At 70.3% G+C, this 22935-nt stretch carries 23 protein-coding genes; 12 read left to right on the forward strand and 11 right to left on the reverse strand.

From position 1 onward, the window contains the following. Positions 1–15: 15 nt before the first annotated feature. The 7 genes from OH802_RS18360 (at position 16) to OH802_RS18390 (ending at position 6319) form a co-directional block, all read left to right on the forward strand. A complete protein-coding gene (locus OH802_RS18360; RefSeq protein ID WP_406020802.1) occupies positions 16–957 on the forward strand; it encodes a phosphate/phosphite/phosphonate ABC transporter substrate-binding protein in 942 nt (313 codons plus the stop codon). Then, positions 957–1715, forward strand: a complete 759-nt coding sequence (locus OH802_RS18365; protein ID WP_406020804.1) for a phosphonate ABC transporter ATP-binding protein — start codon at positions 957–959, stop codon at positions 1713–1715. The genes OH802_RS18360 and OH802_RS18365 overlap by 1 nt, the downstream gene beginning before the upstream one ends. After that, a complete protein-coding gene (gene phnE / locus OH802_RS18370; protein WP_406020806.1) occupies positions 1712–2587 on the forward strand; it encodes a phosphonate ABC transporter, permease protein PhnE in 876 nt (291 codons plus the stop codon). The genes OH802_RS18365 and phnE overlap by 4 nt, the downstream gene beginning before the upstream one ends. After that, positions 2587–3576, forward strand: coding sequence for a zinc-binding dehydrogenase (locus OH802_RS18375; RefSeq protein WP_406020808.1), 990 nt, complete (start codon positions 2587–2589; stop codon positions 3574–3576). Before phnE ends, OH802_RS18375 begins: the two co-directional genes overlap by 1 nt. Positions 3577–3587: 11 nt before the next feature. Continuing rightward, positions 3588–4040: an NUDIX hydrolase gene (locus OH802_RS18380; protein WP_406020810.1), complete on the forward strand. Its 453-nt coding sequence runs from the start codon at positions 3588–3590 to the stop codon at positions 4038–4040. A gap of 10 nt (positions 4041–4050) precedes the next feature. After that, the gene (dxs, locus tag OH802_RS18385) at positions 4051–5949 is read left to right on the forward strand and encodes a 1-deoxy-D-xylulose-5-phosphate synthase (RefSeq protein WP_406020812.1); all 1899 of its coding nucleotides are present in this window, start codon (positions 4051–4053) and stop codon (positions 5947–5949) included. Between the two features lie 148 nt (positions 5950–6097). Continuing rightward, complete coding sequence (locus OH802_RS18390; protein WP_406020814.1) at positions 6098–6319, forward strand: hypothetical protein; 222 nt, start codon at positions 6098–6100, stop codon at positions 6317–6319. A gap of 90 nt (positions 6320–6409) precedes the next feature. Here the strand turns inward: OH802_RS18390 and OH802_RS18395 are convergent, their stop codons facing one another. Together OH802_RS18395 and OH802_RS18400 are read right to left on the reverse strand one after the other, a co-directional pair. After that, positions 6410–8503 (reverse strand): 3-hydroxyacyl-CoA dehydrogenase NAD-binding domain-containing protein, encoded by a 2094-nt coding sequence (locus OH802_RS18395; RefSeq protein WP_406020816.1) that lies wholly within the window; start codon positions 8501–8503, stop codon positions 6410–6412. Beyond that, complete coding sequence (locus OH802_RS18400) at positions 8500–9699, reverse strand: acetyl-CoA C-acyltransferase (protein WP_350658645.1); 1200 nt, start codon at positions 9697–9699, stop codon at positions 8500–8502. The genes OH802_RS18395 and OH802_RS18400 overlap by 4 nt, the downstream gene beginning before the upstream one ends. Before the next feature lie 287 nt (positions 9700–9986). Here OH802_RS18400 and OH802_RS18405 point away from each other — a divergent pair, with 287 nt between their 5' ends. The 3 genes from OH802_RS18405 (at position 9987) to OH802_RS18415 (ending at position 12310) form a co-directional block, all read left to right on the forward strand. Then, a complete protein-coding gene (locus OH802_RS18405) occupies positions 9987–10946 on the forward strand; it encodes a proteasome assembly chaperone family protein (protein ID WP_406020818.1) in 960 nt (319 codons plus the stop codon). Between the two features lie 14 nt (positions 10947–10960). Continuing rightward, positions 10961–11839 carry an acyl-CoA thioesterase gene (locus OH802_RS18410; protein WP_406020820.1) on the forward strand — a complete coding sequence of 293 codons (879 nt, stop codon included), beginning with the start codon at positions 10961–10963 and terminating at the stop codon, positions 11837–11839. A gap of 120 nt (positions 11840–11959) precedes the next feature. Continuing rightward, a complete protein-coding gene (locus OH802_RS18415) occupies positions 11960–12310 on the forward strand; it encodes an arsenate reductase family protein (protein WP_406020822.1) in 351 nt (116 codons plus the stop codon). Between the two features lie 3 nt (positions 12311–12313). Here the strand turns inward: OH802_RS18415 and OH802_RS18420 are convergent, their stop codons facing one another. The 5 genes from OH802_RS18420 to OH802_RS18440 form a co-directional block, all read right to left on the reverse strand. Continuing rightward, the gene (locus OH802_RS18420; RefSeq protein WP_400463373.1) at positions 12314–12703 is read right to left on the reverse strand and encodes a PIN domain-containing protein; all 390 of its coding nucleotides are present in this window, start codon (positions 12701–12703) and stop codon (positions 12314–12316) included. Between the two features lie 14 nt (positions 12704–12717). Further along, positions 12718–12936 carry a hypothetical protein gene (locus OH802_RS18425; protein WP_091041496.1) on the reverse strand — a complete coding sequence of 73 codons (219 nt, stop codon included), beginning with the start codon at positions 12934–12936 and terminating at the stop codon, positions 12718–12720. Positions 12937–12992: 56 nt separating this feature from the next. Next, positions 12993–13907, reverse strand: a complete 915-nt coding sequence (locus OH802_RS18430) for a GNAT family N-acetyltransferase (protein WP_406020825.1) — start codon at positions 13905–13907, stop codon at positions 12993–12995. Between the two features lie 62 nt (positions 13908–13969). Then, positions 13970–14866 carry a MaoC family dehydratase gene (locus OH802_RS18435; RefSeq protein WP_406020827.1) on the reverse strand — a complete coding sequence of 299 codons (897 nt, stop codon included), beginning with the start codon at positions 14864–14866 and terminating at the stop codon, positions 13970–13972. After that, entirely contained in the window at positions 14866–16188 is a 1323-nt protein-coding gene (locus OH802_RS18440; protein WP_406020829.1) for a 3-oxoacyl-ACP reductase, read from the reverse strand. The genes OH802_RS18435 and OH802_RS18440 overlap by 1 nt, the downstream gene beginning before the upstream one ends. 150 nt (positions 16189–16338) lie before the next feature. On the opposite strand from OH802_RS18440, the gene OH802_RS18445 reads away from it, so the two are divergent. Continuing rightward, the gene (locus OH802_RS18445; protein WP_406020831.1) at positions 16339–17619 is read left to right on the forward strand and encodes an acetyl-CoA C-acetyltransferase; all 1281 of its coding nucleotides are present in this window, start codon (positions 16339–16341) and stop codon (positions 17617–17619) included. 299 nt (positions 17620–17918) lie between these two features. Here OH802_RS18445 and OH802_RS18450 read toward each other — a convergent pair whose 3' ends face one another. From OH802_RS18450 to OH802_RS18465, 4 genes are all read right to left on the reverse strand, one after another. Beyond that, positions 17919–18644, reverse strand: coding sequence for a TetR/AcrR family transcriptional regulator (locus OH802_RS18450; RefSeq protein WP_406020833.1), 726 nt, complete (start codon positions 18642–18644; stop codon positions 17919–17921). 62 nt (positions 18645–18706) lie between these two features. Next, positions 18707–20170, reverse strand: coding sequence for a glycerophosphodiester phosphodiesterase (locus OH802_RS18455; protein WP_406020835.1), 1464 nt, complete (start codon positions 20168–20170; stop codon positions 18707–18709). A gap of 56 nt (positions 20171–20226) precedes the next feature. Further along, positions 20227–21732 (reverse strand): ATP-dependent DNA ligase, encoded by a 1506-nt coding sequence (locus OH802_RS18460; protein WP_406020837.1) that lies wholly within the window; start codon positions 21730–21732, stop codon positions 20227–20229. A 131-nt stretch (positions 21733–21863) separates the two neighbouring features. Next, on the reverse strand, positions 21864–22448 hold the full coding sequence (locus OH802_RS18465; RefSeq protein ID WP_406020839.1) for a TIGR03086 family metal-binding protein: 585 nt from the start codon (positions 22446–22448) through the stop codon (positions 21864–21866). A gap of 52 nt (positions 22449–22500) precedes the next feature. Between OH802_RS18465 and OH802_RS18470 the strand changes: the two genes are divergently transcribed. After that, entirely contained in the window at positions 22501–22917 is a 417-nt protein-coding gene (locus tag OH802_RS18470; RefSeq protein WP_406020841.1) for a MarR family winged helix-turn-helix transcriptional regulator, read from the forward strand. Positions 22918–22935 lie beyond the last annotated feature (18 nt).

Consider the following 22935-nt stretch of genomic DNA (forward strand, 5'->3'; position numbering starts at 1 on the left):
CAGGAGAAACCGAAGATGTCCCCCTTGCGCTCCCTCACCGCCCTCGCCGGCGCCGCGACACTGACTCTCGCCCTGGCCGCCTGCGGCAGCGAGGCGACGACCGACAAGGCCGCCGCCGGCGGCGATGTCGGACCCGACCAGATCTGCCCCGACGGCACCCTGACGATGGGCGTCGAGCCCTTCGAGGACCCCAAGAACCTGATCCCCGTCTACGAGACCCTGGGCAAGGCCCTCGGCGAAGAGCTCGGCTGCGAGGTCGAGGTGCAGATCTCCGACACGTACGTCGCCGAGATCCTGGCCATGCAGAACGGCAAGCTCGACATCGGCCAGTTCGGGCCGTTGGGCTACGTCTTCGCCCAGAAGCAGGCCGGCGCCACGCCGTTGGCCTCGTTCGCGGGCGAGGACGGCAAGGTCTCCGCCTATACCGGTGGCATCTGGGTGCCCAAGGACTCACCGATCGAGTCCGTCGAGGACCTCGCTGGCACGACTCTGGCGCTGTCCGAGTCCGGTTCCACCTCCGGTGACGCGGTGCCGCGCAAGGCGCTCATCGACGCCGGGATCGAGAAGGACGTCACGGCCGAGTACGCCGGTGGCCACACCGAGGCGCTGCTGGCTCTGGTCAACGGCAAGGTCGACGCCGCCGAGATCAACAGCCAGACCCTGGCCTCGGCGACGGCCGAGGGCCAGTTCGACGAGTCGGCCTTCCGCCAGATCTGGAAGTCCGAGCCGATCCTGAACGACCCGATCGCGGCGGGCCCGAACATGACTCCCGAGGTGTCCGAGGCCGTCCAGGAGGCGCTGCTGAACCTGCCTGCCGACTCGGTTGCAAAGATCGGCGAGTACCTCGACTTCACCCCGCCCGCCGGCAAGCCGGCGCTGGTGGCGGTCACTGAGGAGGACTACCAGCCGGTGACCGACCTCGCCGAGGCCCTCGACCTGACCACGGACGACCTGTGATGCTGCGTATCGACGGCCTGAGGAAGGCGTTCGGGGAGAAGACGATCCTGGACGGCTTGGCCTTCGAGGTCGCCTCCGGGGAGGTGGTCAGCCTCCTCGGAGCCAACGGTTCCGGCAAGTCCACCTCGCTGCGATGCGTGGTCGGTCTGGAGCGACCCGACGGAGGCACGATCACCGTCGACGGCGTCAGAGCCAAGCCCGGCGAGGCGGTGCCGACGGTGGCGATGGTCTTCCAGAAGATCCATCTGGTGCCCCGTCGCAGCGTGCTCGACAACGTCTGCGCAGGAGCGCTCGGGCGGCTAGGCCTGAGCCGGTCCTGGTCGGTGCTGGCCTTCCCGAGCGAGGTGCAGGCCGAGGCGATGGCCTGCCTGGACCGGGTCGGTCTCGCCGACCGGGCCCGGGAGAAGGCGGGTCGCCTCTCCGGCGGCCAGCAGCAACGGGTCGCCGTCGCTCGCGCACTGTGCCAGCGCGCCAAGGTGCTGCTCGCCGACGAGCCGGTCTCGGCGCTCGACCCGGCCGCCTCCGAGCAGGTGATGAACCTGCTCCGCTCGCTGGCCGACGACGACGGCCTCGCCGTGGCCGCGGTGCTCCACCAGCCCGACCTGGCGCGCCGCTTCTCCGACCGCATCCTGGGGCTGGCCGGCGGTCGGCTGGTCTTCGACAGCAGCAGCGCCGAGGTCACCGACGAGACGGTGGCCGGCCTCTACCGGCCCGCCCTGGAAGCACTGGAAGCCGCCGAGATCGGGGTGCCCGCATGAGCAGCCTGACCAAAGCGCCTGAACCGCGCCTCGACATCCCACCCCGCTTCCGTCCGTCCGGCATCGCCATCGCGGCGGCCATCACGATCGCCCTGATCCTCGTGCACTGGTACGCCGCGGTGCAGACCAACACCTCGCCCAAGGAGCTGCTCGAGGGCTGGCGGGGCCTGTGGAACTTCCTGTTCGGGGTCGACCGCACCTACCCGAACGGCAAGACCATCCATCAGGACGGTGCCTTCCCGCTCGACCTGCGCTGGTCGGAGACCATCCGGCCCGGCCTGGAGTACTGCCTGCTCACGATCTGGATCGGCCTGCTCGGCACGACCCTGTCCATACCGGTGGCGCTCCTGTTCGCGGTCATCTCCTCGCGTACGACCAACCGGTTCGTGCCGCTGTGGCTGCTGGGCCGCGCGGTGATGTCGGTGCTGCGGGCCGTCCCGGAGACCGTCTATGCGCTGATGTTCATCGCCGCCGTCGGCTTCGGTGCCTTCCCGGGCGTGATCGCGCTGGCGATCCACAACGTCGCGGTCATGGGCAAGCTGTGGTCCGAGGCCATGGACGAGGTGGACCAGGGGCCGGTCGAGGCGCTCCGCGTGGCCGGAGCCTCGCCCGCGCAGTCGGCCGCGCACGCCGTGCTGCCCGCGGTCATGCCGTCGCTGCTCGGTCTGCTGCTCTACCGCTTCGACACCAACGTACGCAGCTCGGTCATCCTCGGCACGGTCGGAGCCGGCGGTATCGGGTTCTTCATCAAGACAGAGGTGGACAGCTTCCACTTCGACACGATGATGACGTACGTCTGCATGGTGATCGTCCTGATCATCGTCATCGACCTCTTCTCGGCCTGGCTGCGCAAGAAGGTCGGCGCGGTCTGATGGCACGGCTCGCGGTGTGGCGCGGTGGCGCCGAGGTGACGCTGGAGACCGTGGACCTGCCGGCGCCGGGGCCGGGGGAGACGCTGGTCGAGATCGACCTCGCGACGGTGTGCGGCTCCGACCACCACACGGTCTCCGGCCGGCGTCCCGGTGCCTGCCCGAGCGTGCTCGGGCACGAGGGCGTCGGCCGCATCGTGGGCACCGGCCGGCGCGTGGTCTGGGGTGTCACCGTCTCGTGCGGGACATGCGACCGCTGCAGACGAGGGCTCACCGCGAAGTGCCGCTCTGTGCGCAAGCTCGGCCACGAGCCCTACGAGCCGGCCTGGCCGCTGTCGGGCACGTACGCGACCCACGTGCTCCTGCCCGCCGGCACCGCGGTCGTGCCCGTCCCCGAGACCCTGGCCGACGAGGTCGCCGCGCCGGCCGGGTGCGCGACCGCCACGGTGATGGCGGCCCTGGAACGGGTCGGCTCGCTGCGCGGGAGGCGGGTGCTGGTGGTCGGCGCGGGGATGCTCGGGCTCACCGCGGTCGCCGCCGCGGCCGACGCCGGGGCGGCCGAGGTCGTGGTGAGCGACGTCGAGGCCGCTCGGCTGGACCTGGCCGTCGGCTTCGGCGCGACGTCGACGCTGTCCGCGGGCCAGGCGCTTCCGCCGGTCGATGTGGCGATGGACTTCTCCGGCGCCGCGTCCGCGGTGGAGGCGGCGCTCGGGGCGCTCGACATCGGTGGCTCCCTCGTCCTGGTGGGGTCGGTCTCGCCGGGGCGCGCGATCTCGGTCGACCCCGAGGCGATCGTGCGGGGCTGGCGGTCGGTCAGCGGCGTACACAACTACGAGCCTCGCCACCTGGAACAGGCGGTCGGCTTCCTCGCCGCGTCCGATCGTCCATGGGCGGCGCTGGTCGAGGAGCCCGTCGGGCTCGAGCAGGTCGGTGACGTACTGACGAGCGAGCTGGGTAGGCCGCGGGCATCGGTGCGTCCGCGCAGCAACTAGGCTCGCGCCTCATGACCGAGTTCGCCGCTGTGATCCTTGTCGACCGTCGTGGCTGGGTGCTGCTCCAGGAGCGCGACGAGCGCCCCGTGATCGCGCCGGAGAAGTGGGCCTTCTGCGGCGGCCACCTGGAGCCGGGGGAGGACCCGCTGGCCGGCGCGGTGCGCGAGCTCGAGGAGGAGACGGAGGTCCGGCTGAGCCCTGCCGACCTGGAGCTGGTCACCGTCCAGGACCTGCGCCACCCCGAGACCGGGACCGACGACAAGATCCACCTGTACGCAGCCGGCGTCGACCTCACCGATGCCGACATCGTCTGCCACGAGGGCCGACAGATCGTCTTCGTCGACCCTGCGAAGGCGCCTGACCTGGACCTCAGCGACTCGGCCCGGATCGGGCTGACGCCCTTCCTCGGATCGCCACAGCACGCGGCGCTATCCGAGTCGGTGGAGCTCAGGGTCGAGAAGTAGAATCCGGGCCATGGGTCTCCTCGAACGCATCGCCGCGCCGCAGGATCTTCGTGATCTCTCCGACGACCAGCTCGAGCTCCTCGCGAGCGAGATCCGGGACCTGATGATCCGAACGGTGGCCACCAACACCGGCCACCTGGGGCCGAACCTCGGCGTGGTCGAGCTGACCCTGGCCATGCATCGGGTCTTCGACAGCCCTCGCGACAAGATCGTCTTCGACACCGGTCACCAGTCCTACGTCCACAAGCTCGTCACCGGCCGGGCCGGCGACTTCGGCACGCTGCGCCGCGAGGGCGGGATGAGCGGCTACCCGAGCCAGTCCGAGTCCGACCACGACGTGGTCGAGAACTCCCACGCCTCCACCGCGCTCTCCTACGCCGACGGCCTCGCCAAGGCCTACACGATCCGCGGCGAGGACCGCCACGTCGTCGCGGTGATCGGCGACGGCGCGCTGACCGGCGGGATGGCCTGGGAAGCGCTCAACAACATCGCGATCCAGCACGACTCCAAGCTGGTCATCGTGGTCAACGACAACGGCCGCTCCTACACCCCGACCATCGGTGGCCTGGCCACGGCGCTGACGGCGCTGCGGACCAACCCGCGCTACGAGCTGGTCCTCGACATGGTCAAGCGCCGCCTCAACGCGGTGCCCGGGATCGGCGCGATGGCCTACGACGCGCTGCACGCGGTGAAGAAGGGGCTCAAGGACGCGGTCGCGCCCCAGGGCCTGTTCGAGGACCTCGGCCTGAAGTACGTCGGCCCCGTCGACGGCCACGACCGTCACGCCGTCGAGCAGGCGCTGACCTCGGCCAAGCGGTTCGGCGGCCCGGTGATCGTGCATGCGATCACCCGCAAGGGCTACGGCTACGACCCCGCCGAGCGCCACGAGGCCGACCAGTTCCACTCGCCGGGCCCCTTCGACGTCCAGACCGGCGCCGAGAAGCCCAAGGGCCGGATCTGGACCGACCACTTCTCCGACGCGATTGTGCGGCTGGGGGAGAGCCGCCAGGACATCGTCGCGATCACCGCGGCGATGATGCACCCGGTCGGCCTCGACACGTTCCAGGCCAGGTTCCCCGAGCGCACCTTCGACGTCGGCATCGCCGAGCAGCACGCCGCCACCTCGGCCGCCGGCCTGGCGATGGGCGGCCTGCACCCGGTCTTCGCGGTCTACGCGACCTTCCTCAACCGTGCCTTCGACCAGGTGCTGATGGACTGCGCCCTGCACCGGGCCGGGGTGACGTTCGTCCTCGACCGCTCCGGGGTGACCGGCGACGACGGCGCCTCCCACAACGGCATGTGGGACATGTCGCTCCTCCAGGTCGTCCCCGGGCTCCGACTGGCCGCGCCGCGCGACATCGCTCGCCTCAACGAGCTCCTCGACGAGGCCGTCGAGGTCGACGACGCGCCCACCGTCGTACGCTTCCCGAAGGGCCCGCCGCCGGAGGACATCCCCACGATCGCCAAGCTCGGCGAGGCCGACGTGCTTGTGCGCAACGGCACCAAGGACGTCCTGGTCGTCGGCGTCGGCTCCATGGCCGAGGTCGCCGTGGGCGTCGCCGAGCGGCTCACCGCCCAGGGCATCGGCGTCACCGTCGCCGACCCCCGCTGGGTCAAGCCGATCGACCCGGCTCTCATCGAGGCGGCCGCCGACCACAGCCTGGTCGTCACCATCGAGGACAACGGCGTCGCCGGCGGTGTCGGCGCGTCCTTCCTGCAGGCGCTGACCGCCGCCGACGTACGCACCCCGGTGAAGATCCACGGCATCCCGCAGGAGTTCCTCGACCACGCCAAGCGGCCCAAGATCCTGGAGAGCATCGGCCTGACCCCCCAGGCGGTCGCGCTCGACACCATCGAGCGCCTGGGCGCCCTGACCCCCAGCCCGCTGCCCCGGGACGTCAGCCTCTGACGCCCCGAAAGGCCGAATTTTGACCCTACGGGGTCGGTCTCTCTGGTCGAGCCCCTGGCGAAGATCGATCGTTCTGGGCTTAGAGTGGGGTCTGTCGGGGGCGACGAGGGCCCTCGGTATCGTCACCACACAGCACTCGGGGGATTCAATGCTCTATGACGACCTCGTGGCCGAGTTCCGTTGGTCACCTGAGCAGATGTCGGCGCCGTTCGACCTCAGAGCGGCGGACGAACAGATCCGCAAGAAGATCGAGGGCCGGCGCGGCTCGGCGCAGGCCTCGGGTCGCCAGCAGCGACCCCGCACGCGGCAGAACATGGGCACGCCGGAGACGGCGGTCGGAGGCGGCAAGGTGGCCACCGACAAGGCCTGAGTCCCTGCTGAGGTACGTCCGGGCCTGACCCCGGCCCAGCATGGGACCGCCCCCGACCGATCAGATCGGTCGGGGGCGGACTTGCTACGGTCAGTGGAACTTCTTGCCGGTGACCTTCTCGGAGATGCCCTCGCGGTCGAGGAGCTGGGTGATGCCGCCGTTCCAGAACTGGAAGCCGGCACCGGTGATCATCGCCAGGTCGATGTCCTCGGCGGCCTGGGCGACGCCCTCCTCGAGCATCCGGCCGATCTCGTCGGCGATGGCCTCCAGGGCCTGCTGGCGGGCCTCCTCGGCGGTCTTGACCACGTCGCCGGAGACGAGCAGCGCCTCGACCTCGGGGTCGAGGGTGCGCCCGTCGGGACCGAAGAAGGAGCTCTTCTTGGCCTCGACGACCCGGTGGAGGTTCTCGGAGAGGTGGAACCGGTCGGGGAACGCCTTCGCGAGCGTCTCGTTGTTGTGGTAAGCGATCGCCGGACCGACCAGGCCGATCAGCGCGAACGGGCCCATCGGCGCCACCCCGGCGAAGGCGGACTCGACGACGTCGATCGGGGTGCCCTCGTCGGCGACCTTGGAGACCTCGCCCATGAAGCGGCCCAGGAGCCGGTTCACGATGAAGGACGGGCTGTCCTTGACCAGGATCGAGGTCTTCTTCAGCGACTTCGAGACGGAGAACGCCGTGGCCAGGGCCGCGTCCGAGGTCTTCTCGCCGCGGATGATCTCCAGCAGAGGCATCACCGCGACCGGGTTGAAGAAGTGGAAGCCCACGACCCGCTCGGGGTTCTTCAGGTCGGCCGCCATCTCCGTGATCGAGAGGCTCGAGGTGTTCGTGGCGAAGACCGCGGTCTCCGGCGCGACGGCCTCGGCGTTGGCGAAGACCGTCTTCTTGACGCCCATCTCCTCGAAGACGGCCTCGATGATGAAGTCGGCGTCGGAGAAGGCCTCCGCGTAGTCGATCGACGACGTCACGAGTGCCTTGAGGCGGTTGGTCGCGTCCTGCGAGGCGCGGCCCTTGGCGAGCTTCTTGTCGAGCTCGGCGTGGACGTACGCCACGCCCTTGTCGGCACGCTCCTGGTCCAGGTCGACCATGACGACCGGCACCTTGAGACGCTGGACGAAGAGCAGCGCGAACTGCGAGGCCATCAGCCCGGCACCGATGATGCCGACCTTGGTGACCTTCTGCGCGAGCGCCTTGTCGGGCGCGCCGGCGGGACGCTTGGCGCGCTTCTGCACCAGGTCGAAGGAGTAGAGCGAGGCGAGCAGCTGCGGGGTCTTCGACATCGCCACGAGCGCGTCGTCCTCGGCCGCGAAGCCCTCGTCGCGGGTCGCGGTCTTGGCCAGGGTGAGCAGCTCGACGGCCTTCTTGGCGGCCGGGGAGGCGTCGCCGGTCTTGGCCCAGGCGAAGAAGCCGGCGTTCTTGGCGGCCTCGTCCCAGGCCTCGCCCCGGTCGATCTCCTCACGGTTGACCGTGACGTCACCGGACAGGACGCCGTCGGCCCAGAGCAGCGACTGCTCGAGGTAGTCGGCGCCACCGAACATCGCGTCCGCGATGCCGAGGTCGAAGGCCTCGGTGCCCTTGAGCACCTTGCCGTTGTTGAGCGGGTTCTCGATGAAGACCTTGGCGGCCTTGGCCGGACCGATCAGGTTCGGCAGCAGGTAGCCACCGCCCCAGCCCGGGATCAGACCGAGCATGACCTCGGGCAGGCCGACGGCCGGCACCGAGTCCTGGATCGTGCGGTAGTCGGCGTGCAGCGCGACCTCGAGGCCACCACCGAGCGCGAGCCCGTTGATGAAGCCGAAGGACGGCTTCTTGACGCCGTCGGCACCGTCGCCAAGCTTGCGGAAGACCGCGTGACCGAGCTCGGCGATCGTACGGATCCCGTCGGGTCCGCCCGCCTGCAGCGAGGTCAGGTCGGCACCGGCCGCGAGGATGAACGGCTTGCCGGTCACCGCGATCGCGTCGATCTCGGGGTCGGCCAGGGCCGCGTCGTACGCCGTGTTGAGCTCGACCAGCGACTTCGGCCCGAACGTGTTCGGCCGGGTGTGGTCGTGGCCGTTGTCGAGGGTGACCAGGCCGAGGACCTTGCCGGAGGGCAGGTTGACCTTCGCCAGCTTGGCCGCGGTCACGACCTCGTCGTCGGAGAAGAGCTTCTCGACATCAGCGAGAAGCGTGTTGATGTCAGTCACTTCGACTCCCCAGTCCAGTTCGGGTTCTCCCAGATGACCGTGCCGCCCATACCCAGGCCGATGCACATGGTGGTGAGGCCGTAGCGGACCTCGGGGCGCTCCTCGAACTGGCGCGCGAGCTGGATCATCAGCCGCACACCGGAGGAGGCCAGCGGGTGGCCGAACGCGATCGCGCCGCCGTAGGGGTTCACACGCTCGTCGTCCTCGGCGATGCCGAAGTGGTCCAGGAACGCGAGCACCTGGATCGCGAACGCCTCGTTGACCTCGAAGGCCTCGATGTCGTCGATCGTGAGACCGGCCTTGGCCAGCGCCTTCTCGGTCGAGGGGATCGGGCCGACGGCCATGACCTCGGGGGCGACGCCGGCGAAGGCGTACGACACCAGCCGCATCTTGATCGGCAGGCCGAGCTCGCGGGCGACGTCCTCGGAGGCCAGCAGCGAGGCGGTCGCGCCGTCGTTGATGCCCGCCGCGTTGCCCGCGGTCACGCGGCCGTGTGGGCGGAACGGGGTCTTCAGCTTGGCCAGGTCCTCGGTGGTGGTGCCGGGACGCATCGGCTCGTCGGTGGTGGCCAGGCCCCAGCCGTTCTCGGCGGAGCGGGTGGCGACGGGGACCAGGTCGGGCTGGATCTTGCCGTCGGCGTACGCCTTGGCCGCCAGCTCCTGGGAGCGGACGGCGAATGCGTCGGTGCGCTCCTTGGTGATCGCCGGGTAGCGGTCGTGGACGTTCTCGGCGGTGTTGCCCATGACGAGCGCCGAGGGGTCGACGAGCTTCTCGGAGATGATCCGCGGGTTGGGGTCGACGCCCTCACCCATCGGGTGGCGGCCCATGTGCTCGACACCGCCGGCGATGACGACGTCGTAGGCACCGAAGGCGATGCCGCCGGCGGTCGTGGTGACGGCGGTCATCGCGCCGGCGCACATCCGGTCGATCGCGTAGCCGGGGACGGACTGCGGGAGCCCGGCGAGCAGGCCTGCGGTGCGGCCGATCGTCAGGCCCTGGTCGCCGATCTGCGTGGTCGCGGCGATGGCGACCTCGTCGATCCGCTCGGGGGGAAGCTCGGGGTTGCGGCGCGTGAGCTCACGGATGAGCTTGACGACCAGGTCGTCTGCGCGGGTCTCGGCGTACTGGCCCTTGGCCTTGCCGAAAGGTGTGCGTACGCCGTCGACGAAGACGACTTCTCGCAGCTGTCGGGTCACCGTGTCACTCCTACTAGGTGGTGCTGAGGTGCGGGCACGGGTGGTGCCCGCCGACTACATTACCCGCTAGTAACAACGGCCGCACCGAGGGGGAGGTCACACCGGCTGTCGCAGGGTAGATCGCCGGTCTCCGCGCGTCGGCTTGGGAATAACTGGGGCGTCCAGGATGCTGCGCTGTCGTCATGTGGAAGCGTGTATTGAGAAGGTTGAGCCCCAGGGTCGCGATCCCTGGCGAGGCGAGCGACGACGAGGTCCGCGAGGGCCGTACGCAACGGGAGGAGACACCGATGGCCGGATCACGACTGGTGCACATCGTCGACGACCTGCCCGAGGAGATCATCCTTGCCGGAGGTGACCAGCTGCCGCTGGTGGTCGTCCTGGACGGCTTCCTCGACGCGGGCAAGGCCGCCGAGCGGGCCGCGGCCCATCTGATCCAGACCTCGAGGCGAGCGCCGGTGGTGGCGACCTTCGACGTCGACGAGCTCCACGACTACCGGGCTCGCCGCCCGGCGATCTCGTTCGTCAGCGACCACTACGAGTCCTTCGACGCGCCGCGGCTGGTCGTCCGGCTGCTCAAGGACACCGGTGACAACCCCTACCTCCTGCTGCACGGCCCCGAGCCGGACAACCGCTGGGAGGCGTTCGCCGGCGCCGTACGCGAGGTCATCGAGCGCCTCGGCGTGACCGAGGTGATCTCGCTCGCCTCGGTGCCGATGGCGGTGCCGCACACCCGCCCGCTGACCACGACCAGGCACGCCAACGACCCGGCGCAGGAGCTCGCCGGCCAGGTCTGGGAGAGCCAGTGGAAGGGCGAGATCCGCATCCCGGCCTCCGCCCAGGCCCTGGTGGAGGTACGCCTGGGGGAGTGGGGCCATCCGGCCGGCGGCTTCGTGGTGCACATGCCGCACTATCTGGCCCAGAGCGACTACCCGGCCGCGGCGGTCGTGCTCGTCGAGGAGCTGGAGCGCGCGGCCCGGCTGACGATCCCGGTCTCCGACCTGGAGGCCGAGGCGCAGCGCCGCGAGGAGGAGATCGCCTCCTACATCGAGGACAATGCCGAGGTGCGGGAGGTCGTGGCCGCTCTCGAGCAGCAGTACGACACCTTCCAGCGCGGCGAGGAGTCCGGACGCTCGCTCCTGGCGCCCGACGAGCCGCTGCCGACCGGTGACGAGCTCGGTGAGCAGTTCGAGCAGTTCCTGGCCGGGCTGAACGGTCCCGACCCCGATGACAACCCTGAGAAGGATTGAGAGAAACTCAACGCATGACGACCGACGCCGTAGCGGCGGATCAGGCAGTGGCAGAGCTGGTAGGCGTGCTCGACCTGGTCGAGATCGACAAGGACCTCTTCCACGGTGCCACCACGACCCGCAACTCGCGCGGTCGCGCCTACGGCGGCCAGGTGGCCGCTCAGGCGCTGATGGCCGCGGTGCGGTCGGCCGACCCGGCCTTCACGGTGCACTCGATGCACTCCTACTTCCTGCTGCCGGGCGACCCGTCCTACCCGATCGTCTACGACGTCGAGCGGATCCGCGACGGGCGCTCCTTCGAGACCAGGCGGGTCCGGGCGCGCCAGAAGGGGCGCGACATCTACTACCTCACCGCCAACTTCCAGCGTGAGGAGACGGGCTTCGAGCACCAGGACGCGATGCCGTCGGTCCCGGCGCCCGAGAAGTGCATCGACTTCCTGAAGATGATGGCCGACTCCGGCAGCCCCGAGGCCGTCTCGCTGGCGCGTGAGTGGGAGGCGGTCGAGGTGCGTGCCGTCGGCAACTCGCTGCTCGGCATCGAGCCCGACCCGACCCGTCCCGCGCAGCAGCGCCTCTGGATCCGGCTGGGCGCCTCGCTCCCCGACGATCCCGACATCCAGCGCGGTGCCTTCACCTGGGCCTCCGACATCTCGCTGCTCGGCGCCTCCCTGGCGGCCCACTCGCTGGACCACATGGGCATCCAGATGGCCTCGCTCGACCACACCATCTGGTTCCACCGCCCCTTCCGCGCCGACGAGTGGTGGCTCTACGACCAGGAGAGCCCCTCGGCCTACGGCGGCCGCGGCCTGTCCATCGGCCGGGTCTTCACCGCCGACGGCATCCTGGCGGCCACGGTCGCGCAGGAGGGCCTCATCCGCCCGCCTCGCGGCTGAGCTCTGCTCGGGGCCGGCGCCGCTTCTCTGTCGCTGTCCCTAGAGATAGGCTGGCGCACTATCGCACACCCTGGTTGCCTGCCGCGATAGCGCACCCGACCCGCGGGCTAAGGTGGCGCCGTGGACCAGATCACCGTGTACGAGAAGCCGACCTGCACGACGTGTCGGAACCTGTTCGTTCTCCTCGAGGAGGAGGGCGTCGACTTCGAGAAGGTCGACTACCACGTGCTCGGCCTGCGCACCGAGGAGGTCAAGGACATCCTCGCCAAGACCGGCCTGAGCGCTCGTGACGTGCTGCGGAAACGGGAGCCGGTCTTCAAGGAGCTCGACCTGGCCAACCGCGACCTCTCCGAGGACGAGCTGGTCGCGCTGATGGTCGAGCACCCCGCCCTGCTGCAGCGCCCGGTCGTCCTCAAGGGCGACCGCGGTGTGCTCGCCCGGCCGATCGAGAAGGTCCGCGAGCTCTTCTGAGCCTCAGGCGCGCAGCCGCTCGACCGGCTGGCCGGTCGTGCGGGTGATGAGGTCGACGTCGTTGTCGGCGTGGAGCACGGTCAGATCGGCCTCCTCGGCGACCGCGGCAACCAGCAGGTCCGGCACCGACGGCGCCCGGTGGCGGCCGTCGCGCAGCACGATGCGCTGGATCTCCAGCGCTCGTGCCTCGGTACGCGGCGTGAGGGTCGCGAGCGGCATGTGGATCACCGGCACGTCCTCGACGAGATCGGACCATTCCCGCTCCGAGCGGGCCAGGTGGCCGATCTCGAGCAGTGTGGTGGTGGTGATGCGTACTTGTCCCAGCTCGATCAGGCGGGACCACTTCTCAGCGTCGGGGCTGGTGGACATCCGGGCGAGTGCCGACCGGTGCATCAGCCAGGGTCGCCTCACGACCATGCGTCACGCATCAGACCCCGGTCGGCGAGCGGGGCGAACTTCGCGAAGTCGCCGCCGGCCACGGGTCGCGCCGGTGGCAGCGGACGCAGAGCGTCGGGCGTGAACCATCGGCGGAGATACTCGTTGCGGGTGAGCCCGAGCCGCGTCGCCTCGGTGTCGATGCGCGCGAGCTCGTCATCCGAGAGACCCCGGATCAGTACGTCGGACATGTCTGTCCACCTCCTGGACGCAAGATGGTAGCCGAGGGCAGGGCGTCGAAGTGGGATCAGGGCCGGGTCGCCCGGTGGACCCAGGTGGACTCGACCTCCATGCCGACGTGGAGATAGAGGTCGAGTGCGCCTGTGCGGGAGTCCGTCGACAGGGTCGCGCGCGTCGCTCCGTGGGCGCGGGCGACGCCGAACGCGTCGGCGAGGAGCGCCTGGGCCAGGCCGCGGTTGCGCTGGTCCTTGCGGGTGGCCAGCCTGCTGACGTACCCCTCCCGGCCGTCCTCGGTCATCACCAGCACCGCGGCGGCGACCACGGCACCGTCCGCGCCGGTCACCACGCGGACGTTCCACGGCTCGGCGCCCGGCCGCTCGATGGTCGTGGCGACCCAGTCTGCGTAGGGTTCCCGCTCGCGCTCGGACCACTCCAGGAAGGCGTCCTCGATCACGGTCCACACCTGCTCGTGGTCCTGCGGCGTGGCAGCCCGGATGGCGTACGCCTCGGGCAGCTCCCGCACGGGAATCGCCGCGTCCGGCGGCAGCGCCAGCACCCAGGACTCCCAGCGTGGGAACCAGTCCAGGGACTCCAGCAGCCGGTCGCCGGGCGAGCCCTGGGGGACCGGCATGCCGATGACCGGTTCCCCGAGCTCGGCCGCGCGGGCGCTGATCCAGCCGGCCAGGGCGGTGCCGATCCCGCGATCCCAGTGCTCGGGGTGGACTGCCGCGTCGGCACGGGCGCCGCCTGAGCACTCCGCGTAGCCCACCAGCGCGGTGTCGGGTCCGAACACGCCGACCGTGGCCGCACCGACGTCGAAGGAAGGCCGCTGCCACTCCGCGACGATGTCGGCCTCCTCGATGAGGATCTCGCCCACGGTGGCCAGCTCGTTCGCCGCCATCAGGCGGGTCACGGCGGCGGCATCGGCGAGTGTCAACGGCCGCTCGGTGTATCGCGGCGGGAGCTGAAGCGGGGCAGGCATGCGAGCACCGTCTCACCTGCGAGACCAGGGCCGCCACGGGTTAATCGTGGCGGCCCCCGAAGTCACAGAGTGGTGGTGCGCCCCACCAGGTGGAGCGTGTCCGAGCCGCGCTTGTGGAGTGAGAAGTCGTAGCCGTCGAGGTGCTTGAGCGACCCGAACGCGACCGAGGAGGGCAGGAAGACCGGCTTCTTGAACGCCACGTCCACGCGTACGGCATCGCTCAGCCGGTTCTCCAGCGCTGCGATGCAGCGCGCCTTGGTCCACATCCCGTGCGCGATCTGCCGCTTGAAGCCGAGTGCCTTCGCGGTCAGCGGGTAGAGGTGGATCGGGTTGTAGTCGCCGGCGACCTTGGCGTAGCGCCGGCCCAGGTCGGCCTTGAGCGGGAAGACCGGCCCGGACGGGTCCACTTCGATGAGATCTCGGCCCGGAGTCGGACCCAGCCAGGAGACGTCGGAGTTGCGCTTCCCGCGGACGAGGTACGTCGAGGTGGACTCCCACACGACCTCGCCCTCGACGGTGGCGACGGTCAGGAACCGGTACGCCTTGCCGACCGGGTGTGGCTCGGGCTGGCCCACGGTCGCGGTGACCGCGACTGCCTCGCCGACCGAGATCGGGCGGTAGCCGCTGATCGAGTTCTCGATGTGGACCATCCCCATCGCGGGCGAGGGGAAGTCGGGCGAGGACATCAGCGCCATGTGCAGCGGGAAGGCCAGCATGTGTGGGTAGGGTAGCGGCACGGTGTCCTTGATCGGGAAGCCGCACAGCTCGGCGTACGCGTCGACGGCCTTCCGCTCGAGGGCGACCGGCTCGCGGGTGAGGCTGAGCTCCTCGTAGGCGACGCCGGTCTTCTTGATCCCCGGGAGCGCGTTGATGCCCGGGATGGCCGGCAGTGCCGCCCGGACGAGCAGGGCGGGACCGGACCTGCCGGTGAAGCTGGGTTCGGTCTTGGGCGTGCTCATCAGGCCCCCAGCATCATCTGGCCGCAGACCCGCACGACGTTGCCGTTGACGCCGGTGGAGGCCGGCGAGGCGTACCAGGCGATGGTCTCGGCGACGTCGACTGGCAGGCCGCCCTGGGCCATCGCGTTGAGCCGCTGCCCGACCTCACGCGTCGCGAACGGCACCGCCGCGGTCATCTGGGTGATGATGAAGCCCGGCGCGACCGCGTTGATGGTGATCCCGTCGGGAAGCTCCTCGGCCAGCGAGTCGACGAAGCCGATGACGGCGGCCTTCGAGGCGCCGTAGGAGGTCTGGCCGAGGTTGCCGGCGATGCCGGCGATCGAGGAGACGCCGATGATGCGGCCGTTTGGCCGGACCAGCTTCTGCTCGAGCAGCTCGGCGGTGATCCGCTCCGGTGCGGTGATGTTGATCTCGAGCACCTTGCCGAAGCGGTCGGCCTTCTGGTTGGCCAGCTTCTTGTCGAGGGTGACGCCGGCGTTGTGCACGACGATGTCGACGCCGCCGAACTTCTCCTGGAGGTAGGCGGCGATCGTGGCCGGCGCGTCCGCGGAGGTGATGTCGGCGGTGATGTAGTCGGGGGTGACCTTCTTCAGGTCGTCCTCGGCCGGCGGGATGTCGAGACCGACGACAGTCGCGCCGTCGCGCTGCAGGACCTTGGCGATCTCCTCGCCGATGCCGCGCGCGGCGCCCGTGACGAGCGCGACCTTGCCGGTCAGCGGCTTCTTCGGGTCCACCTGCTCGGCGGCGGGGGAGGCGTTCTTGGTGCCGATCCGCACGACCTGGCCGGAGACGTAGGCGCTCTTCGGGGAGAGCAGGAAGGCCAGCGTGGAGAGCAGCGAGCCCTCGAAGCCCTCGGCGACGTAGACGAGCTGGACGGTGCCGCCCTTGCCGATCTCCTTGCCGAGGCTGCGGGTGAAGCCCTCCAGCGCGCGCTGGGCGACCCGCTCTGCGCCCTTGAGCTGCTCGGGCGGGGTGCCGATCACGACCACGCGCGGGTTGTTCTCCAGGCTGCGCAGCACCGGGGTGAAGAACTCCTGCAGCGCGACCAGGTCGGCGGTCGAGGTGAGGCCGGTGGCGTCGAAGACGAGCCCCTTGAACCGGGTGCCGGCCGTCGCCGTCTCGGTCGAGGTGACGTCCAGCTCGCCGAGGAGTCCGCCCAGCGACTCCGCCAGACGACCACGTCCGCCGACGAGGACGGTGCCCTTCACGAGCGGGGCACCGGCTGCGTACCGCTCGAGCTTGGCGGGGCTCGGCAGCCCGAGGTTCTTGACGAGGACCTTGCCGATCGTCGACTGGGTGAAGCTCTGGTACTTGTCGCTCATGGTCTCTCTGATCCTTCTGGACGTGGTCTCTGAGGCGTACGTTGGTATGTTACTGACCAGTTGTAACTAGGCGTGTAACTCGGTGTCCACTTTTCGTGATCTCCCTGACATACCCTTCTCCAAAGCGCTTCATCAGACAAGGATGAACTCATGACCACCACTCGTCGTGTCGCCATCGTGGGCGGCAACCGTATTCCTTTCGCCCGCTCCAACGGTGCGTACGCGACCGCGTCCAACCAGGAGATGTTCACCGCCGTCCTCGACGGGCTCGCCGCTCGCTTCGGCCTCGGCGGCGAGCGCATCGGTGAGGTCGCCTCCGGCGCGGTGCTCAAGCACTCGCGCGACTTCAACCTGACCCGCGAGTCGGTGCTCGGCTCCAAGCTTGCCCCCGAGACGGCCGCCGTCGACCTGCAGCAGGCCTGCGGCACCGGCCTCCAGGCCGCGACCTACATCGCCAACAAGATCGCGCTCGGCCAGCTCGACTCCGGCATCGCAGGCGGCACCGACACCACCTCCGACGCGCCGATCGCGCTGGGCGAGAAGCTCCGCAAGGTGCTGCTCGAGGCCAACCGCGCCAAGACCAACATCGACCGCGTCAAGGCCTTCGCCAAGCTCCGCCCCGCCGACGTCATCCCCAACATCCCGGCCAACGTCGAGCCGCGCACCAAGCTCTCGATGGGTGAGCACGCCGCGTTGACCGCTCAGGAGTGGGGCATCACCCGCGAGGCCCAGGACGAGCTGGCCGCCGCCTCCCACCAGAAGCTCGCCGCCGCGTACGAGGCCGGCTGGTTCGACGACCAGATCACCCCGTTCCGCGGTCTGGAGAAGGACAACAACCTGCGCCCGGGCTCGACCGTGGAGAAGCTCGCGACGCTCAAGCCCGTCTTCGGGGTCAAGGGTGAGAACCCGACCATGACGGCCGGCAACTCGACGCCGCTGACCGACGGCGCCTCCGCCGTGCTCTTCGCGAGCGAGGAGTGGGCCGCCGCCAAGAACCTGCCGGTCCTGGCCTACTTCGTCGATGCCGAGGTCGCCGCTGTCGACTACGTCGCCGGCGGCGAGGGCCTGCTGATGGCTCCCGCCTACGCCGTCCCGCGCCTGCTCGCCCGCAACGGCCTGACCTTCGACGACTTCGACTTCTTCGAGATCCACGAGGCGTTCGCGTCGCAGGTCCTCTCCACCCTCGCCGCCTGGGAGTCCCCGGACTTCTGCAAGGACAAGCTCGGCCTCGACGCCCCGCTCGGCACCGTCCCGCGGGAGAAGCTCAACGTCAAGGGCTCCAGCCTCGCCGCCGGCCACCCCTTCGCCGCCACCGGCGGCCGGATCATCAACAACCTCGCCAAGCTGCTCGACGAGAAGGGCTCAGGCCGCGGCCTCATCTCCGTCTGCGCCGCCGGCGGCCAGGGCGTAGTCGCCATCCTCGAGAAGTAACCCTCGCGCCGAGGCGACCCGAATCAGCCGAGGCGTCACCCGCGTCGGCCGAGACGTCACTCCCGTCGGCCGAGTTGGCACCCGACTGCCAACTCGGCCGGCGTACGTGACGCCTCGGCCGTTGCTAGCCCGCCGAATCGGCAGAAGTGGCGGCCGAGAATGTAGTTGTGGTCGACGAAGTTCGAGTTTCGGCGCCCGCAACTGCAATCTCGGCGCCCACAACTGACGTCTCGACCGACGCAACTGACGTCTCGACCGTCGTACGTGACGTTTCGGCCGACGTATGTGACGGCTCGGCGCTATTTGGCGGTGAGGGCCAGGGCGGAGGTGACGAGGAAGTCGCGGACCTGGTCGGGGGAGACGGAGCCGACGGTGGGTACGCCGGGGGCGGACTCCGAGACGAGGATGCCGACGCGGGCGAGCTGGAGGGCGCCGAGGCCGGAGGCGTAGAGGGTGTTGGCGAGCAGGTTGGCGTCCTTGACGTGGAGCTCGCCGGAGGCGGCGCCGTCCTCGAAGACGGTGGTGAGGATGGTGAGGCAGCCGTTCATCGCCCGGCCCAGGCGGAACAGGGCGCTCTCGGAGAGCTCGTCGAGCAGGTCGGAGCCGCTGCGGCGCATGAGGGTCTGGGCGCAGTCGACGAAGGCGGGATGTTCGATGCCGTAGTCGACGAAGGTGCCGACGACGTCGCGGACCACGTCGGTGGGGGCGCTGTCGCCCTCGGTCGCGGTCAGCATCCGCTCGCGGAGCTCGTCGAGGTAGCCGACCAGGGTCAGCGCGAAGATCTCGTCCTTGCCGGTGAAGTGCCGGTAGACGATCGCGCGGTTGATGCCGACTGCCTTGGCGATGTCCTCGATCTGGGCGTCGCTCACCCCGCGCTCGTCGAAGAGCCTGCGGGTGGCGGCGACGATGTCCGCCTCGCGGGCGCGGCGTCGGGCCGCGGCGGCCGAGCGGCGGCCGTCGGACCCGGAGCCGTGGGCCGAAGCGGAGCCCGAGGAGGAGGGGGAGGTGCTTGGTCGGGTGCTCACAAGCACACTGTACGCGGCGTGCAACTCCGAGTTGCACTATCCGTGTCCGTGCTCACATCGGGCTAGTGGAGCAGTGCGCGCCGGGCACCCACGACGTCGTCGGTGGTGACGTAGTCGACCCCCGCGACAGCGGCGCGGAGCACGGATGCGGTGCCGACCGCCGGCCAGGTGCCGACCTTTGCCCCTTGGCGGCGGTAGCGGTCCACGAGCGCGGCGTCGAGCAGCCGGGTGTGGAGGTGTACCTGCGCAAAGCCTTGGCCATAGACGTCCGCGGGATCGGGCTCGTCCTTGACCGCGACCTTCTCCATGCCGGTCCTCTCGACGCCAGGGAAGTCGAAGTGGCTCGCCTCGAAGCTCATGAAGATCGCCTTGTCGTCGTGGCCCTTCCTGGAGACCCAGTCCGGACGCAGCGAGACGACCTTGCGGTAGAGCGCGCGCATCTCGGCGGCGCTCTCGCCCTTGAGTTCGACCACGAGCCGGACCCGGTGGCCGTGCAGCCGCTCGGCCGACTCGATGGCGTCGAAGGTCTCCTCGATGGTCGGCACCCGGACACCCCGGAACTGCGGCCCCATCCATGAGCCCGCGTCGAGCGACTGCACCTCGGCGCGGGTGAACTCCCGCGGACTCGCGTTCCGGCGCTCGGGGAAGCGGGCCTCGACGTCGGTCGTACGCCTGAAGTCGCCGTCGTGCAGCAGCACCCACTCGCCGTCGGCCGTCGGCTGGAAGTCCATCTCGATGAAGTCGGCCCGCTGCCGCACCGCGCTGCGGAACGCGTCCAGGGTGTTCTCCGGATAGTTGAGCGAGTCGCCGCGCCAGGCCATCACCCCGACCGGCCTGCTGCCGAGGGCGTAGACCGCCGCCGAAGAGCCCACGAACGCCGGCGCCCCGTGATGCGCCCGGGCGATCGTCCGGAACCGCGTCTTCGCCACCCCCCGGGTCCTGAAGACGTACGTCGCATGGCCGGTCGGGCCGGTGGTGAGGTTGGCGACGTTCGTCCATCCGTTGCCGCTGTCGCGCTGGAGGGCGAGCACCCGTCCGGGGCGGGCCGGAGCGGCGAAGAGGGTGAGCCGCACCGCGCTCCCGGCGCGCACCGACCTCGCCATGCTGGTCGTGACGGCCTGCGGCTGCCCGAAGAGCGTACGTGGCGCCGTGACCCGCTCTGCCCAGTTCCGCCCCTCCTGCTCGACTCCGGGGGCGAGGACCCGCCAGCGCATCCGCCACGACGACTGGCTCACGACGAAGGAGTAGTGTCCGGTCCGCGCGGCGACCTGCTTCTGAACCGATAGCCAGTCGCCGTCGTGGTAGCGCTGCAGCCGAACCACCCGGCTCACGCCAGGCCCGAGCGAGCCGCTCAGCCTGAACGACTCGCCCAGGATCGGCCGGGAGACGCTGGCGCCCGGCGCGGCGACCGAGAGGTCGGTGGAGGCGCCGGTGGAGGCGGGGGCCGGGTTGACGGCGGCGGGCCCCAGGATCATCGTCAGCGTCGCGAGAATCGCAACGAGGCGGGCATAGGCGTGTGGGGGCACGCGTAGTGAGGTTAAGGGATCGGTCGGGGCCACCTGCACCCGGTATCCCGATCAGGTCACTGAAGATACATTCTGACGGTATCTATCGTGTCGGCCTCCGCCGGCGTCTTGTCCTCGCGGTAGCGCACCACCCGGGCGAACCGCAGCGCGACGCCACCCGGATAGCGCGTCGAGCGCTGCACCCCGTCGAAGGCGATCTCGACCACCTGCTCGGGGCGGACCTCCACCTGCCAGTCGTCGGTGCCCCCGACGGCGAGCTCGGTGAAGCGCTCGGTCTGCCAGGCCAGCATCTGGTCGGTCATGCCCTTGAACGTCTTGCCGATCATCACGAACTCGCCGTCGGCGCCCCGGGCGCCGAGGTGGATGTTGGAGAGCCAACCCTTGCGGCGTCCCGAGCCCCACTCGATGCCGATGACGACCAGATCGAGGGTGTGGACGGGCTTGACCTTGATCCAGCCCGAGCCGCGCCGCCCCGCCTCCCAGGGCAGGCCGACCCCCTTGACGACGACGCCCTCGTGGCCGGCGGCGAGCACGTCGGTGGCGAACCGCTCCGCCTCCTCGGTGTCCACCGTGACCAGTCGCGGCGCCCGATGCCGCTCGGGGACGACCCGGTCGAGCTCGGCGAGGCGTTGGTCGAGCGCCAGGTCGATGAGGTCGCGGCCGTCGACGTGGAGGATGTCGAAGAAGTACGGCGCGACGACGGTGTCGGCGGCCGACCGGGTCGCGGTGCGCGAGGCGGTCTCCTGGAACGGCCGCGGCCGTCCGTCCGGGCCGAGCGTCATGGCCTCGCCGTCCAGCACGAGCGTGTCGGCCGGGAAGGAGGCGACGATCTCCGCCACCTCGGGCAGCCGCGCGGTGATGTCCTCCAGGGTGCGGGTCGCTATGCGAACGTCCGAGCCCGACTTGTGGGCCTGGATCCTGATGCCGTCGAGCTTGGTGTCGACCACGACCGCCTCGCCGAGCTTGGCCATCGCCTCCTCGACCGAGCCGGCCGACGAGGCGAGCATCGGCAGCGCGGGCCGTCCCACGACCAGGCCGACCTCGGCCAGTGCCTCCTCGCCGTCGAAGGCGAGGCCGGCCACCACCACGGTCGAGCCTGCCAGCATCGCGGCGCGGCGTACGGCGGGCAACGGCACACCGGCAGCCACCGCGAGCGCCTCCTGCACCAGCGAGTCGAGCGCCCCCTGGCGTACCTCCCCGGTGATCACGCCTCGCAGCCACATCTGCTCCGCCGTGGTCGCCGCGCCGAAGAGCGTCTCGGCCTCGGCCGCCCGGGCAACCTGTGAGCCCGAGCCCGCCAGCAGCGACATCCGCTCGAACGCCTCGTGCACGTCGCTCACCGTGAGCGTCGCCTCGGCCGCGGGCGAGGGGAGTGTGGTGAGCGAGCGCCACCCCAGCCCCGTACGCCGCTGCAGCAGGGTGCCGGCGAGATAGGCGGTCACCACCGGCAGCTCGTTGCGCGTGGCCGCGCCGAGGCACTCCGCCAGCGCGGCGACCTTCGCCTTCCGCGACCGGGTCGCGGCGACGGCGTTCGAGGTGGACACGATGTCGGCGAGCAGCATGCTCCCAGTGAACATCACGCCACCGACATCCGAGTCTTGCCCGGCGCTTGCGCCGGGCAAACGGGAGGAGGTCGAGCGAGCGCAGCGGGTGAGCCCGCGAACCCGCGAAGCGGGTCGAGACCCACGTTGCGCTAAGCGGCCGCCGGCTGGTCCGGATTGCGCCCGAGGAGGCGCAGCGCGTCGCTCCAAGGGTCCTTGCCGCCCTCGGCGAGCGGCGCGGCGAACACCGGCGTCCCGCCCGGTCTCGCGGCGATCTGCCGGGCCATGTCGAGGACGACGGTGACGGTGGCCTCGGTCGGCCGGTAGGTCTGCCCGAGCGCCGTCGCGACGTCCCAGGCGTGCACGGCAGCGTCGAGGAGCTGCATGCCCAGTGCGACCGCGACGGTCGGGCGGAAGCCGAACTCGGCGAGGTGCACGGTCGCCTCCGGGTCGGCTGCGCCGAATGCGTCCCGGACCCGGGTGGCCGAGTCCTGCCACGTCTGGGTGACGTCGTCGGTGCCGACGGGCACGGACTCGTACGCAGCCACCGGCGCGTCGCCGTCGGCGACCGCAGCGGCGAAGCCGAGGTTCTGTCCGACCATGTGGCCGAACAGGTCGGCGAGGTCCCAGCCCGCGCACGGCGTGGAAGCCGTCAGATCGCCGGCCCCGGAAGCCAGCACTGTGATGTCGTCGAGGGCGCGGTCGTAGGCAGTGAGCATCTCGCTAAAAGTAAGCATGCGTAGATCGTAAGCAGACGTAGACGATATGTCGAGCGGTTAGGATTCTGCGGTGGATCGACCCGAGCTCGGCTTCCTGCTTTCCCGTCTCATGCGCGAGGTGATGGCCCGCGAGAAGCCGATCCTCGACTCCGCGGGGCTGGAGATGTGGGACTACGCGGTGCTGAGCGCGCTGGCCGACTCGGACGCGCCCACCCAGGCGCAGCTCGCCGCCACGACCGGCCGCGACAAGACCCGCCTGATCGGCAACCTGGACCGCCTCGAGGCCCAGGGCATGGTCGAACGCGAGCCCGACCCGGCCGACCGCCGCAACCGGATCGTGTCCCTGACCCCGGCTGGCTCTCGGGTCCTCCGCAGCTGCCGGGATGCCATCGGGGCCATGGAGACCGAGCTGCTGGCCGATCTCGACCGGGCCGACCGGGCCGCGTTCGAGCGCGCCCTGACAACTCTCGCCGACACCGAGCGCTGAGCCGCTCCGCCTATCCTC

Origin of the sequence: Nocardioides sp. NBC_00850, from assembly GCF_045207335.1 — a bacterium.
Taxonomy (GTDB): Bacteria; Actinomycetota; Actinomycetes; order Propionibacteriales; family Nocardioidaceae; genus Nocardioides.